The following is a 14,735-nucleotide window of genomic DNA, read 5'->3' on the forward strand; positions in this document are numbered from 1 at the left end:
CCCTACCGCACGAACGCAATGCGCTCCATACCGGTGGCCTCGGCGGCGGCCAGAATCCTCGCCATGCCTTCGTACTCGGCCGCCGGATCGGTGGCGATGCGCAGCTCCGGCAGGTTGCCAGCATGCTCGCCCGACTGTGCCTGCAGGCGCGCCTGCAGCTCGCCGATCGCCATCGGCTGGCCATTCCAGCTGAGCTGGTTGGCAGCGTCCAGGCGCAGCTCGATCGGCGGTGGCGGTTCAGGACGGTCGACCACGCGATCGGTGGCCTGCGGCAACTGCACGGCAATCGGCCGGGCCACGATCGGCGCGGTCACGATGAAGATGATCAACAGCACCAGCATCACATCCACCAGTGGCGTGACATTGATGTCCGCCAGCGGGCCGCTTCTTCCTGCGCTACTGAACGCCATATGCCGCTCCCTGCAGCCGGGCCGTTCGCCCACGCCCGACACTACGTCGCCCGCTGGCCCGCGAGGCAGTGCCTGCAGCGCGAGCATTCAGCTGCCGTTGCCGAACCAGCGCGTGCACGCAATGCGAAACTGAATTCAGCCATCGCCCGCTATGCTGGTCGCCATGACCCGACGCACTTCAACTGCCCTGTCCCTGCTGCCCTTGGCCACCACGCTGCTGATCGGCTGCGCCAATGCCCAGTCCCTCGACGCCCAGAACGCGCAGCTGAAGGCTGCGATCGCGGCCGCCGAACGCGGCCAGTTCGATCCCGGCCAGGCCGCCTCGCTCAGCCGCCATCCGGCCTATGGCTGGCTGGAGTACGCCAACCTGCGCCGCAACATCGACACCGTCGATACCGCGCAGGCACAGGCCTTCCTCAAGCGCTACGACGGCCAGGCCGTGGCCAACACGTTCCGCAGCGTGTGGTTGCCCTCGGTCGCACGCCGCCAGGACTGGCCGACCCTGCTCGCCAACTGGGCACCCACCGACAACGCCGGCCTGCGCTGTGCGCAGCTGACCGCGCGCCAGGTGACGGGCAAGGTCGATCCGCAGTGGATCGGTGAAGCGCAGGATCTGTGGCGCAAGAACGGCAAGTCGCTGCCAGACGGCTGTGACGCCGTTTTCGCCGTGCTGCAGGCACAGGGCGGACTGAGTGACGCATTGCGCTGGGAACGCATCGATGCCGCCGCCGACGCCCAGCAGCCGGCCGTGATGCGCAGCGCCGCACGTGGCCTGCCTGCCACCGACCTGGCGCTGGCCAACACTTACGCCGCCTTTGTCGACAAGCCCAATGCCAGCGCATTGAACTGGCCGCGCAACGAGCGCAGCCGGCGCATCGCCACCGATGGCCTGGCCAAGCTGGCCAAGGCCGACCCGGGCGCCACCGAACAGCAGCTGCCGCAGTACGCGCAGGCGCTGGGCCTGAGTGCCGAGCAGCAGGGCCAGGTGCTGTACCAGATCGCGCTGTGGACAGTGGCCTCCTACCTGCCCGATTCGGCGCGCCGTCTCAACGCAGTGCCGGAATCGGCGTATGACGAACGACTGCACGAATGGCGCGTGCGCGAAGCGATGTCGCGCGGTGACTGGCCGGCGGCGCTGACGGCGATCCGCAAGATGGCCAGCAAGCAGCGCAGCGATCCGCGCTGGCGCTACTTCGAAGGCCGCATGCTGGAGAAGACCGGCCAGGCCCAGCAGGCCCAACCGTTGTTCCGCGAGGCCGCACGCGCACCGACCTTCCACGGTTTCCTCGCTGCGGACAAGCTGCAGCAGGGCTACACGCTGTGCCCGTGGAAGCCGAATGACAGCGCGCAGGCACAGGCAGCGGTCGCGCGCGATCCGGCCATCCAGCGCGCAATGGCGCTGTACCAGATCGACCGTGCCGGCTGGGCCGTGGCCGAATGGAACAGCGCGCTGTCGCGCTTCGATGACACCCAGCGCCGCCTGGCGGTACGCGTGGCGCAGGACAACGGCTGGTTCGACCGCGCCGTGTTCGCGCTCGGCAAGCAGCCGCAGGAACAGCGCCTGTACGACCTGCGCTTCCCGCTGCACCACGACGCTACCATCCGCCGCGAATCGGCACGCAACGCGATCGATCCGGCCTGGGTAGCGGCGGAAATCCGCGCCGAGAGCACCTTCACTCCGCGTGCGCGCTCGCCTGCCAACGCCATGGGCCTGATGCAGGTGCTGCCGGCCACCGGTGCCGGTGTGGCCAAGTCGATCGGCCTGACCGGCTACGGCGGCGCCGACAGCCTGTACGACCCGGACACCAACATCGCCATCGGTACCGCCTACCTGCGCCAGCTGATGAACAAGTACGACGGCCTGCCGTACGTGACCATCGCCGCCTACAACGCCGGCCCGACCCCGACCGCACGCTGGCAGGGCCAGCGCCCGGGCTTTGATCCGGACCTGTGGATCGAGACCATCAGCTACAAGGAAACCCGCGAGTACGTGGCCCGCGTGCTGGCCTTCAGCGTGATCTACGACTGGCGCCTCAACGGCGATGCGCTGCCGCTGAGCGACCGCCTGATGGGCCGCCTGGTGGACAAGCGCAAGCGCTTCAGCTGCGCCGCAAACGCCGACCAGGGCGGCGATTGATCGCACTGCGGTCGTGCCGGCCAGTGGCCGGCACGACCCGGTATCCATTCCCGGGGAGGGGAACGCAATGAGCCTGCTGGCCTGGATCGGGATGTTCGCCGCCTGGAGCCTGTTCGCCACCTGGGTACTGCGCTGGGGTGGCGCGGCCTGGATGGAAGGCTGGAAGTCGCTGGCCTTCGTCGACAGCTGGGGCAGCCTGTGGGACGAAGCGCAGATCAAGCTGTATTTCCTCTGCCTGTGGATCGTCTACGGCCTGTGGTTCCTGGCCGGCCTGTTCGTGCCGGAGTGGCGCGGCCTGCCGTGATGCACATTGGTAGTGCCGGCCGCTGGCCGGCAGCCGCCATTGTCCAAGGGTTGCCGGCCAGCGGCCGGCACTACCGATGCTCATGCACCTACCGTGCGATCATCCCCCCCATGAAGATCTATCTTGTCGGCGGCGCCGTACGCGACCGCCTGCTGCAGCGCCCTGCCGGCGACCGCGACTGGGTGGTGGTTGGCGCCACGCCCGCGCAGATGGAAGCACAGGGCTACACTGCCGTTGGTCGCGATTTCCCGGTGTTCCTGCATCCAAAGACCGGTGAGGAATACGCGCTGGCGCGCACCGAGCGCAAATCCGGCCGCGGCTATCGCGGCTTCGTGGTCGATGCCGATCCGGCGGTGACGCTGGAAGAAGACCTGCAGCGCCGCGACTTCACCATCAATGCGATTGCCTGCGATGAGGAGACCGGCACGCTGGTCGATCCTTACGGTGGCGTTCGCGATCTTGAGCAGCGCGTGCTCCGCCACGTCGGCCCAGCCTTCGTTGAAGACCCACTGCGTGTGCTGCGCGCGGCACGCTTCATGGCGCGCTTCGCGCCACTGGGCTTTACCGTCGCCGAAGAGACCATGGCGCTGATGCGCGAGGTCGCCGCCAGTGGCGAGCTGGACGCACTGGTGCCGGAGCGCGTCTGGCAGGAACTGCGCAAAGCACTGGTCAGTGCCCAACCCTCCGCCTTCCTGCGCACGCTGCACGATGCGCAGGCACTGGGCCCGATCCTGCCCGAACTGGAAGCACTGTACGGCGTACCGCAGCGTGCTGAATTCCACCCGGAAGTCGACACCGGCATCCACCAGGAAATGGTCAGCGACATGGCCGCGAAGCTGGCCCCCGGCGATGATCTGGTCGGCTTCGCTGCCCTCACCCACGATCTCGGCAAGGGCCTGACCCCGCCGGAGGAGTGGCCGCGCCACATCATGCATGAGCAGCGCGGCATCAAGCCGCTGAAGGCATTGTGCGCACGGCTGAAGATTCCCACCGAGCACCAGCAGCTGGCCGAAGCGGTCTGCCGTGAGCACTTGAACGTGCACCGCATCGACGAACTGCGCGATGCCACCGTGCTGGAACTGCTGGGCCGCTGTGATGCCCTGCGCCGGCCGGAGCGCGTGGCCCGCATCGCACTGTGCTGCGAGGCCGACAAGCGCGGCCGGCTCGGCTTCGAGGACGCCGACTACCCACAGGGCGAAACGCTCAAGCGCCTGCACCAGGCGGCGCTGTCAGTGCAGGCCAGGGATCTGGATACCACGCATCTGAAGGGCCCGGCCATCGGCGAAGCGCTGGCCAAGGCGCGCGTAAAAGCCATCGCCACAGCGCGCTGAAGCACCTGGTAGTGCCGGCCGCTGGCCGGCAACCCCAATTCCTTGAATCAGTGCGCCATCCCACGGGTAATCGCCGCAGCCCGCTGCTTCAGCTGGGCCACGGCATCGGGAATCATCTCCATGCCCACGTCCAGGCCCGGGTTCAGCACCAGGCCGACGCCGTCGCCGATACCGGCCAGCAGCGCGTGCACCGCGATCGGCATGGCATGCGCAAACTGCGGCAGCTGCTCGTGCCACAGGCCCGCGCGCTCGGGGGCGGTGAACACCGCAAACATCGGCTCGCCGCTCTCGCTGGTCAGCACCAGCGGCGAGATGCTCTCGTCCCAGGCGCCATCTTCGCCGATGGCCTTGTCCAGCAGCACGAACGCCGTCGAGGTCAGCAGGCCGTCGAGGAACTGCGCTGCGGTCAGCGTGCCGTCCTGGGCCTGCAGCAGGCGCACCTCGAGGTCGTTGAGGGGTTCGAACGGGGTGTCGTGGTCCATGGTCGGTTCCGGTACGTGATTGCAGGGCAGACTTTAACAGGCCCGGTCCTCAACCGAGGAATCCATGCCGCCACAGCCAGCCCAGCGCCGCCAGACCGGCCACCACCACCAGCATCAGCGGCAGGCCGAAGCGGTGCCGCCACGGGATCGGCACCCCACCCAGCTGCTGGTCCATGGTGTCGGTGTCCAGCACCCAGCCGTGCCCGCACCGGCTGCAGGCCAGCTCGTAGCGGCGATGGTAGGTGAGGCCGAACAGCAGGTCGATGCGCGCCATCCTGTAACGCAGCTGAGGCGCGAACTCGGTTTCCGTCTGGCAGCGCAGACAGTGATGGGCTTCGGTCGGGCCCACCACCATCACCCGCTCCTGCTGGCCGATCAGGATCATGGGTCAGCGGCCCTGGCAGGCGGGTTGGGCCAGCAGCCAGGCTTGGGCGGCGGCAAGGGTGGCCGGTCCGCTGGCGGTGGCCTCGTCCGGCTGCAACCTAGTACCGTCGCCCTGCCCGTTGCGGTCGGCCATCACGTTGTGGGTCAACAGCAGGGTGGTACCGTCCACCAGCTTGACGGGCCTATTGCCAGTTGAGAAACCTGCGCTGGGTTGGCCGAAACTGCGGCTGCCCGCCTGCCCGCGGAATGCCAACGCGACGGCTTCACCCGAACTCGCGGTGCGCGCACCCATCAGCACCGCGACCGGTGCGCTACCCGCACGCAGGTGATAGGCGGCCTGTCGTGAGCGCAGCCCCTGCGTGCCGTCCTGCCTGACCTCTCCTTCTCCTCGCCGCCACCACTGCAGACCATCGGCACTGTGGAAGGCGCCGATCAGCGCACCCTGTGCATCCGGCGTGCTGTGCAGCAAAGGCAAGAGCCCAAGCAGCATCGGCCACATGTTGCCGCCGCCATTGCTGCTCACGTCGACCACCCAAGCACAGCGCGTGCCGTCATCCAGGTCTACGATGCGTTGCTGCAGGGCCAGCGCGTAGGCCTTGCGCGCCTCATAGCGCTCCTGTTCGCTGCGCTGCAGATCCTCCACGAAGGGGCCGACCTTCAGCACGCCAATGCGGGCATCGACCTTCGGGGATTCTGCCAATGCAGCGCCCTGCCCAGCATTCACACGCTGGGCGCGACCGGAGCGATCGCGCTGCTGGCTGGGCGATATCCATCGGCCATGCCCACCACTGCTACGCGCGGCCGCCTCATCCAGCACGCGGCGCTGCTCTGCACGATCATCGCCTGCGGCGGCCAGCCGCGCGCGCGCATCACTCCAGTCGACGCGATCGCGGTACAGCGATTGGGTCTCCAGCAGATGCAGCATCTGTTCAAGTGCTTCGGCAGATGGCAGTTCCACGGCCGCAGCGGGTGCTGCCAGTGCCGGGCCGCCACAGGCCAGCAGCAATGCTGCGCCCAGGAGCGCGCGCGCGGGAAGTCGAGAGTTCATTGACGCATCCTTGTCAGCGTCCAGCGCCGCAGCATAGCGGCGAACGGCATCAGTGCACAGCGCACGCCGGCTGGGCCAGCAGCCATGCTTGTGCGGCAGCAAGGGTGGCTGCATCGCCGTCCGTTCGCTGGTCGGGCTCTATCTTCAGCCCGTCACCGCGGCCGGTGCGGTCCTGCATCACGCTGGTGGTCAGCAGCAGCGCGCTGCCATCAACCAGCGGCCGCATCACGTTGGCGGTGGACAGCCCCGAGGTGGGTTGGCCGAAACTGCGCGTCTGCGGCCGACCGCGGAATGAAAGTACGGTGGCCTCTCCGGAGCTAGCAGTGCGCGGCCCGGTCAGCACGGCGACGGGCGCGCCCGGATGTTTGAGCAGATAGCCGGGTCCGCCAAGATCGATCCGCGCGCGCTCGCCAAGACGCACGCTGGACGGCGTCAGCTGCCAAAGCGACGGACCATCTGCGGCAGCGAAGGAACCCACGTTCTCGTCGGCACTGGGCGTGACGCGCAACAGCGGCGCCGCGCCCAGCAGCATCGGCCACATGTTGCCACCGGTGTTGCCGCGCAGATCGACAATCCAGCCGCAGCGGCTGCCGTTGTCCTGGTCATCGATGATCGCCTGCCAGCGCAGGGCACGCTGCTTCATCTGCTGGTGCGCCGTCGGGCCCTGCATGACACCGTAGCCCTCGATCTCCACCCGACCGATGCGCGGGTCCAGTGCTTCGGCCGGGGCCGTCGTTGCTTTCGGAGCCGCTGCCGCTGCGCCATTGGCGCGCGCCAAGCGTTCTGCCTTCGCCTGCAGCTGCTTTGCGCTGATCCAAGCGCCGTGCCCGCCCGAACTGCGGCCGATGGCCTGCCGCAGCACCGCGCGGGCCTCGGCCGGGTCGTTCTGCGCCGCCTTCAGGCGCGTGCGGATGGCCCGCCAGTCCACGCGGTCGCGGTACAGCGATTCCTTCTCCAGCATGTCCAGCAACTGGGCCTGTGCTGTCGGCAGGTCGATGGCGTCTGGTGCGGCGGCCTGCGCGGTGGTGCAGAACAGGGCGCCCAGTGCAGTGGCCATCACGCGGAGATCAAAAGACATTCGACGTTCCTTCGTCCTGGGTGAGAACCGCAGCATACGCGCTTGCCGCTGTCGTTGTATGTCGGCTTTGGCAGGCGCCGCGCAGAACAACATTTACAACTCTGCTCATGTTGTCGCTCGGGCAAAAGCGCGAAGGTGGCTCTGCTGGCGCGCTTTGCGCTGGCTAGGATTGGCGTCCTGAATCAAACATCGAAGCGATCGAGTTGTCGCCTCAACGGCAATCGCGACAATGCACCGGCTCGCCCATGGCGGGCGGTGCGTGGGGATCCTCGTGATCCGTCGGCTTTTTTCGCTTCGATTTTGACCGGCACGCCAACCCGCACCGCCCGCCACCTTGCATGCCGCAGGTGGCCTTGCTCCGTGAGGTTGCCGTAATGAACACGTCCTACCCCACCTATCCACGCCTGCAGGCACTGCTAGGCGTTGCGTTGCCCGGCCTGCAGCTGTCCACTACGGCAGCCGAAGCGTTGGAAGATGCGCTCACCGAAGTCCACGAACAGGCGCCGCCCTCCGCATTCTTTACGCGGTTGCGCGGCATCACGCACAGCCACGCTGCCGATGGTCAGATCTGGCGCGAACGGCAACTCAGCGAGGCGCGTGGCCGGGAGTTGGCCGAGGCGACGCGCTGTCTGGCGGCAGTGTCTGCGTGTGGGGGTGTGTTGCTGGCCGCGCAGTCGGCACGCGAGATGGACGATGCGTCGGCGCAGTGCCCGCCGCAGGTGGAGGAAGGGCTGCTGCACGCGGTGGTGGTGTTGGCCGATCATGCCAGCGCGCTGGTGACGCCGGGTGCATGCGCGGGGTAATGGCACCGATGGATTCGTGTCGACCAAGGTCGACACCTACCAGAGCCGAGCATGGCTCGGCTCTACAAGATCATGACAGCGGCACGGTTCGTGCCGACCAAGGTCGGCACCCACCAGAGCGGGCCATGACATCCATACCCGGTGCTACCAGTCCGCCCGCAGGCCGATGTTGCCTTCGATGATGCGGCGCTTCTCGTTGCGGTCGCCACCCAGTTCACGGGTGTAGTCGGCCACCGCGTACGCACTGATAGTGCGGTTGAAGCGTCCGACCACACCCACACCGGCTTCCAACGCACGCGAGCGCTGCGAATTGACGATCACGTCGTCGGCGAAGCGGATGCGGTCCTCGCCGGAACGGCCATGCCAGTAGTTGAGCTTGAAGTACGGCTGCCAGCCGTTGTCGGCCAGCTGGTAGTCGCCGGCAAGGCGCAGGCCGACGCGGCCGGTCCAGGCGTTGTCGTTGTCGAAGCGTACGCTCGACACCTCATCGCGACGGTCGTCCAGCGAGGTGCGTTGCCAGATCACCTGCACCTGCGGTTCCAGCCACCACGCCGACTGCCCAAACCGCAGCAGCGGCTTGCCGGCTTCCGCCGACACGCTGGTGCCATCACCGCTCAGGCCGAAGCCCAGCCCGCGCGAGGAGCGCACGCGGCCGTCGTAGCGGCTCTGCATCGCCACGGCATCGATGTAACCACCGCTGTTGTCGGTGAAGGTCCAGTACAGGCCTACGTGCTTGTCGTCCAAGCGGTTCTGTCCCACCTGTACGTTCTCCCAGCCCAGTGCCAAGCCGGTGGTCTTGCCCTGCGCGCGGGTGCGGCCGACGAACACGCCGATCTGGTTGCGGTGGTTGTCAGAAGCAGCGGCCCACACGTCGAGGCCGGCCTGCTGGCCCATCACATCGCCATCGAAGCCCGGCTGCGCATCACCCTTCCAATGGATCTCGCTGCTCTGCCCCACCAGACGGCCCCAGGCGGTGCGGAATGCACCCTGGTTGTACAGCAGGCGCTGCTCGCCCTGCCGCTCGTGGAAGGTACCGAGGCTGGCCAGCGAGGTCTCGCGCAGCAGCGGCGGCACCACGGCATAGGTGGCAGTCTCCACGCGGTACAGCGGTACCACTGCGCCCTCGGCGGGGCGTGCGCCCGGTGTCGGCGGCGCACCGGTACCGGGCAGCGCACCGCCGGCCACCGGCACGTCCGGCACCGCGGGATCACTGGGCGGCGCCACAGGCGCCGGTTCCGGTGGTGGAGGCGGCGGGGCCGTCTCGCCGGCTGTCAGGTCTGGATCGGTGGCGCCTTCGGGCGGCGGCGGCGGTGCCGGGGTGATCGGTGGCGGTGGTGCCACCGGCGGCGTCAATGGTGGTGGTACGGCAGTGCCGCCGCCATTGGGTGCCGGCGTCGGTCCGCTGACCAGCGTGGAGCGCAGGTACCAGTTCTCGCCGGTACCGGCACTGACACCGCCCTTGAACAGGAAATACTCGTAGGCACCGGCCGCGACCGGTGCGAACAGCGAGAACGCGCCCGGCGCGGTGCGGCCACCATTCAAGGCCTGCACCACCAGGATGCCGTCGGCCAGCGTGGCAGCGCCGCTGCCGCCGGCATTGAGCACGCCGATGCCGGTGGTCCCGGTCGCAGTACCGCCATCGATCACCAGGCGGTCGCTGGTGGAATTGTCCGCGCCCAACACGGTGCGCAGGTACAGGCCACCGCCATCACCGCGATAGTTGCCACGCACGGTGAACACGTCGCCGGCACCGGTACCGGTCAGGTCGATGCGCCCGGCATTGACCATCTCCACCAGTGCGCCACTGTTGAACGGGCGGATGGCATGGCCGCCACTGCCCGCATACACGGTACTGGTGTCATCCACCGTGAGCGTGCCGGTGCCGGTTGCGCTGTCGCCCAGCACCAGATCGCCATCGAAGGACAGCTCGGTGCTGTTGGCCAGGCTGATCGTCTCCCAGTTCTGGAAGCGGCCTACACCCGTGGTCTTGACGTTGTTGAAGCTGAGCCTGTCGTTGCCCGCGCCACCGTCGAACAGCGGCACCGCACCGAGATTGCCCTGGTTGAGGTTGCTGAGGTTGGCCACGTCGTCGTCCGGCCCCAGGTCGACCGCGCCGTAGACGATGCCGCCGCCATTCCAGTTGAAGGTGTCATTGCCGGTGCTGAGCAGGACCTGCCCGCGCACAGTGCCATCGGTGATGGTCACGCTGTCGGCGCCGCCGCTGACGCTGATGTTGCCGCCGATATACGCCGTACCCGAAATGATGATGGTGTCGGTGTCGAAGCCGGTCACCACATTGCCGTCAACGGTACCCCCGGACTGGTCCCACAGGTTCTTGTCCAGCTTCATGTTGACGCGGCCGATACGACCACCGGTCATCCAGGCCTGGTCGCCATCCTCGAACGCGCCAACGATGCGGCCACCGCTCATGCGGAAGGTATCGATGTTGTCGCCCTGCTGCAGCGCGCCGATCGTGCCGCCACTCATGACGAAATCATCGCGGCCACTGCCCTGCGCCACCAGTCCGGTGACGGTGCCGCCGGTGACGGTCATCTGGTCATCGCCACTGCCCTGGTCGACGCTGTCGATCGTGCCGTCACTGAGCAGCAGCACATCGCTTCCATCGCCCTGCAGTACGCCTCCGGTGATGCTGCCGGCCTCCATCTCCAGGCGATCATTGCCGGCACCGAACTGCACGCCGGTGCGCCCGCTGATCGTGCCTCGGTTGACCAGCACGCTGTCGCCCGCACCGACGAACTGCAGGGCGGTGTTGTTGCCCGTACTGATGCTGCCCGCATTCTCGACACGGCTGCCTCCGCCGAGCTGGACCGCGACACCGCCCACCGAACTGATCGCCCCCAGAGTGGACAACAGGTGGCCATCTGCACCGACCAGCGAAATCGCGCTGCTGCCGCCACTCTGCTGCAGTTGTGCCGTACCAGCGACGTTGACGGTGATGCCGGCCGCGCCATTGGCGGTAATGGGAACGGTCTGCGGGTTCGGCGCGCTGGCGTCGCAGGTGACCGTCTGGCCTGCGGTCGGGGTGGCATTGTCACAGCCCGCCCAGGCGACGCTGGCGGTCAACAGCATGACGGACGGGACGGCCAGGGCCTGCAGCACGGAAACGGCGAGGCTGCGCATACGCACTGCGCTCGGGACGGCACGGGACATACAGCACTCCTGGTAAGGGATCAGGAACTGCGGATATGCGGCACTGCGAGCCAAGTCTGCACCATGGTGAACGGTTTCGACAGGTGAATTCGCGTGCCGATCATCACAGTTCAGATGCGAACTTGATCGGGCATCACCCCACATCTACGTGGCTGAAATCGTTCATCTTTGCGGCGGTCACACGCCATGCGTGGATGAGCCGCCGGCACACCCGGTAGATCCACGCCATGCGTGGATTGAGCCGCCGACACACCCGGTTGGTCCACGCCATGCGTGGATGAGGTGCCCTCCCGGGAAGGCTCAGCACCCTTTCCTGCGGAAAGGGGGGCCGACCCCGTGCCATCAGATCTTCAGATAGATCTTCCGCCGGTCCAGCCACCAGGCCACGCCCCACCACAGTGCGACGAACACCAGCGCCTGCAACATCGACGCCAGCTCCAGCGCCTGCGGCATCGCGGTGGCCAGCTGCTGCCAGACCCACCCCCAAATCCCGGTAGCCATCAACACCACCGACATCACCGATGCCCCCAGATACGCGGTGATCGCGTTGACCCCGAAGCGCCGGCCGAGTGCAGGCCAACCCTTCTGGTCGATCAGCACGTGGCCCAGCCACAGCGCCAGCGCGGCCAGGCCGCCGGTCCACAGCACGTAGCTGGGCGTCCACAGCTGCTTGTTCAACGGCAGCACCACGGCCAACAGCAGGCCCAGCACAGCGGTCGCCACACCCAGCCCGGCCAGCGCCCCGGCACGTCCGCTGCGCAGCAGACCACCGGCCAGCAGCCCAAGCACCGTGCTGGCCAGCGCACCCAGCGTGCTCAGCAACCCTTCCGGATCATGGCCCAGCCCGGTATCGGCGTGCCATTGATAGATCCACGGTGCGAACAGTGCGGTATCCAAACGGCTGGCCGGGTTGGTCCACGGCGCCAGCTCACCGATGCCCAGCAGCAGCACCGTGTACCCCACCAGCAATGTGACCAGCACGCCCGCCTGCACGCGCGGCCGCGCATACACCGCCAGCACCCCCACCAGCGCCGCGCATACCGCAATCCGCTGCAGCACGCCCCATATGCGGAAGTGATGGGTATCCAGCGCCCACCAGATCAGCAGGTGCAGCAGCGCACCGGCCAGCAGGATGCGCAGCGCGCGCTCCAGCACGCCACGCGCCAGTGTAGGTCGCGCCGCCGCGTCCAGCGCGCGCGGCGCCACGCTGAAGGCCATCGACACGCCGACCAGGAACAGGAAGAACGGGAACACCAGATCGGTCGGCGTGCAGCCATGCCAGTCCGAATGACGCAGCGGCGCGAACACCGCACTCCAGTCACCCGGGTTGTTGACCAGCAGCATTGCCGCCACGGTGATGCCGCGCAGGGCATCGATCGAGCCCAGCCGGCGTGGCGGCGAACTGTTCATCAGGCGGCCTCGTACTGCCCGGCAATCCAGGTGCCCCGCACCTGCAGGGCATCATCCAGCAGCACCAGGTCGGCCTGGTAACCCTCGGCGATATGGCCCAGGCGGTCGTCGACGTTGAGGAACTGCGCCGGGTAAGTCGAGGCCATACGTGCGGCTTCGGCCAAAGATTGGCCAAGCAGTTGCACCGTGTTCCGCACTGCAGTGGCCATGTCCAGCGCGGAGCCTGCCAGCGAGCCGGCAGCGTTGCGCACCACACCGTCGATGGCCGTGATGGTTTCGCCGTACAGCACGTAGCTGGGGTCGTCGGCCCCCACTGGCGGCATCGCATCGGTCACCAGCAGCAGGCGACCGCGCGGCTTGGCCGCCAGCGCCACGCGCAGGCTGGCCGGATGCACGTGCACGCCGTCGACGATGATGCCGATCCAGCTGTCGCGGTCTTCCAGCGCAGCACCCACCGCGCCGGGCTCACGCCCCTGCAGCGGCGACATCGCGTTGTACAGATGAGTGAAGCCACGCACGCCGGCATCCAGGCCGGCACGAATCTCTTCGTAGGTTCCAGCCGTGTGGCCAGCGGCGACGATCACGCCGCGCTCGACCAGCGCGCGGATGGTTTCCAGCGGCACGCGTTCCGGTGCCAGTGTCAGCAGGGTCACGCCGTTGTCCAGCGAGGCGGCCAGTGCAATCTCCGCTTCGTCCGGTACGCGGAACTTGCTGGCATCATGCGTGCCCTTGCGGGCCGGCGCGATGTACGGCCCCTCCAGATGGATGCCGATCACGCCCGGTACGCCCTGCGCGATCGCTTCGCGCATCGCAGCGATTGCTTCGCGCATCACACCCACGTCGTCGCTGATCAGCGTTGGCAGCATCGCGGTGGTGCCGAAGCGGCGGTGCGCCTGCGCGATGGTGCGCAGCGAGGCGACATCGGGCGTGTTGTTGAACAGCGCGCCGCCGCCACCATTGACCTGCACGTCGATGAAGCCGGGCAGCAGCCAACCGCCGCCCAGGTCCACCTGCTCTGCAGCGTGGCCCAGCTGCGGTGCCGCATCGGGCAGCAGCGCGCTGATGCGACCGTCCTCGATCACCACCGCCAGATCGTCGCGGAATTCATCGCCGGCGAGGATGCGGGCATTGCGCAGGACCGTCGCCATCACACCGTCTCCGTGACCTTGTTCAGATGCGGCGGCAGGTCCGGGTTGAAGCCACGACGCAGCGCCAGCGCGTTGATTGCGCGGTAGAAGCTCTGCACGGTCAGCAGCGGTGCGCACAGCGGATGCGGTGCGGCCGCCACCGGAAGGTTGCCGCCAGCACCGGCCATCCATACCTGCGCGCCGCGCGCGGTGAATTCTTCGACAACGGCACGGGTACCAGCGCCGGTTTCGTCCGGCTGGGCAAAGGCCAGTACCGGGAAGCCACGATCAACCAGCGCCATCGGGCCGTGCTTCACTTCAGCCGAGCTGTAGGCTTCGGCATGCAGGCTGCAGGTTTCCTTGAACTTCAGTGCGGCCTCTTGGGCTGCGCCCAGGCCCAGGCCACGGCCGAGCACGAACAGGTTGGTCGCCTCGACCAGGCCCTCGGTCACCGGCGTCCAGTCGCATTGCCAGGCTTCGCGCATCGCATCCGGCAGCAGGTCCAGTGCGGCGCGAAGGCTACTGTCCTGCTTCCAGTACGCAGCCAGCTGCAGCAGTGCGGCCAGCGAGGCCAGGTAGCTCTTGGTGGCCGCCACGCTCTTTTCGGCGCCGGCATGCAGCGGAATGACCGTGTCGGCCAGCTGCGCCAGCGGCGAATCCTCGACATTGACCAGCGCGATCACGCGCGCACCGGCGGCCTTGGCGGCCTCGGCATTGCGCAGCAGGTCGGGGCTCTTGCCCGACTGCGAGATGACGATGAACAGCGCGCCGCGCAGCTGCAGTGGTGCGGCATAGACCGAACCCACCGACGGCGAAGCCGATGCGACCACCAAGCCCAGCTGGGTTTCCAGCAGGTACTTGCCATAGGTGGCGGCATGGTCGGAGCTGCCGCGTGCGCAGGTGACCACGAACGGCGGCGGCGCCGCGCGCAGGCTGGCGGCCAGGGATTCCATGGTGGCGTGGTTGCGCGAGAACTGGCGGGCAACCACGTCGGCCGCTTCAGCGGCCTCGGCGAACATCAGGGTGGACGTGGGGTCTGACAGCGACATG

At 67.8% G+C, this 14,735-nt stretch carries 13 protein-coding genes; 4 read left to right on the plus strand and 9 right to left on the minus strand.

From position 1 onward, the window contains the following. Positions 1-2: 2 nt before the first annotated feature. Positions 3-410: an ExbD/TolR family protein gene (locus AC13GF_RS16805; RefSeq protein WP_483005376.1), complete on the minus strand. Its 408-nt coding sequence runs from the start codon at positions 408-410 to the stop codon at positions 3-5. Between the two features lie 151 nt (positions 411-561). On the opposite strand from AC13GF_RS16805, the gene AC13GF_RS16810 reads away from it, so the two are divergent. The 3 genes from AC13GF_RS16810 to AC13GF_RS16820 all read left to right on the plus strand — a co-directional run bounded on the left by AC13GF_RS16810 (position 562) and on the right by AC13GF_RS16820 (position 4,182). Next, a complete protein-coding gene (locus tag AC13GF_RS16810) occupies positions 562-2,547 on the plus strand; it encodes a transglycosylase SLT domain-containing protein (RefSeq protein WP_483005377.1) in 1,986 nt (661 codons plus the stop codon). Positions 2,548-2,614: 67 nt separating this feature from the next. Beyond that, complete coding sequence (locus AC13GF_RS16815; RefSeq protein WP_008267778.1) at positions 2,615-2,851, plus strand: hypothetical protein; 237 nt, start codon at positions 2,615-2,617, stop codon at positions 2,849-2,851. A 110-nt stretch (positions 2,852-2,961) separates the two neighbouring features. Then, positions 2,962-4,182, plus strand: a complete 1,221-nt coding sequence (locus tag AC13GF_RS16820; protein WP_483005378.1) for a multifunctional CCA addition/repair protein — start codon at positions 2,962-2,964, stop codon at positions 4,180-4,182. 47 nt (positions 4,183-4,229) lie between these two features. Here the strand turns inward: AC13GF_RS16820 and AC13GF_RS16825 are convergent, their stop codons facing one another. From AC13GF_RS16825 to AC13GF_RS16840, 4 genes are read right to left on the minus strand one after another with little or no spacing between them, the layout of a single operon-like run. Continuing rightward, positions 4,230-4,664 (minus strand): SseB family protein, encoded by a 435-nt coding sequence (locus AC13GF_RS16825; RefSeq protein ID WP_005419309.1) that lies wholly within the window; start codon positions 4,662-4,664, stop codon positions 4,230-4,232. Positions 4,665-4,713: 49 nt separating this feature from the next. Beyond that, on the minus strand, positions 4,714-5,049 hold the full coding sequence (locus tag AC13GF_RS16830; RefSeq protein ID WP_483005379.1) for a hypothetical protein: 336 nt from the start codon (positions 5,047-5,049) through the stop codon (positions 4,714-4,716). 3 nt (positions 5,050-5,052) lie between these two features. Then, positions 5,053-6,096: a S41 family peptidase gene (locus AC13GF_RS16835; protein ID WP_483005380.1), complete on the minus strand. Its 1,044-nt coding sequence runs from the start codon at positions 6,094-6,096 to the stop codon at positions 5,053-5,055. Positions 6,097-6,145: 49 nt separating this feature from the next. After that, positions 6,146-7,174: a S41 family peptidase gene (locus AC13GF_RS16840; RefSeq protein ID WP_483005381.1), complete on the minus strand. Its 1,029-nt coding sequence runs from the start codon at positions 7,172-7,174 to the stop codon at positions 6,146-6,148. 374 nt (positions 7,175-7,548) lie between these two features. Between AC13GF_RS16840 and AC13GF_RS16845 the strand changes: the two genes are divergently transcribed. After that, complete coding sequence (locus AC13GF_RS16845; RefSeq protein WP_483005382.1) at positions 7,549-7,977, plus strand: hypothetical protein; 429 nt, start codon at positions 7,549-7,551, stop codon at positions 7,975-7,977. Positions 7,978-8,121: 144 nt separating this feature from the next. Here the strand turns inward: AC13GF_RS16845 and AC13GF_RS16850 are convergent, their stop codons facing one another. From AC13GF_RS16850 to AC13GF_RS16865, 4 genes are all read right to left on the minus strand, one after another. Then, the gene (locus AC13GF_RS16850; RefSeq protein WP_483005383.1) at positions 8,122-11,148 is read right to left on the minus strand and encodes an autotransporter family protein; all 3,027 of its coding nucleotides are present in this window, start codon (positions 11,146-11,148) and stop codon (positions 8,122-8,124) included. Positions 11,149-11,490: 342 nt separating this feature from the next. Continuing rightward, positions 11,491-12,558, minus strand: coding sequence for an acyltransferase family protein (locus tag AC13GF_RS16855; protein WP_483005384.1), 1,068 nt, complete (start codon positions 12,556-12,558; stop codon positions 11,491-11,493). After that, positions 12,558-13,706, minus strand: a complete 1,149-nt coding sequence (gene nagA, locus AC13GF_RS16860; protein WP_483005385.1) for an N-acetylglucosamine-6-phosphate deacetylase — start codon at positions 13,704-13,706, stop codon at positions 12,558-12,560. Before nagA ends, AC13GF_RS16855 begins: the two co-directional genes overlap by 1 nt. Beyond that, on the minus strand, positions 13,706-14,734 hold the full coding sequence (locus tag AC13GF_RS16865; protein WP_126929449.1) for an SIS domain-containing protein: 1,029 nt from the start codon (positions 14,732-14,734) through the stop codon (positions 13,706-13,708). Before AC13GF_RS16865 ends, nagA begins: the two co-directional genes overlap by 1 nt. Position 14,735 lies beyond the last annotated feature (1 nt).

The sequence above is a fragment of the Stenotrophomonas sp. 22LJNL06-5-1 genome (assembly GCF_056861455.1).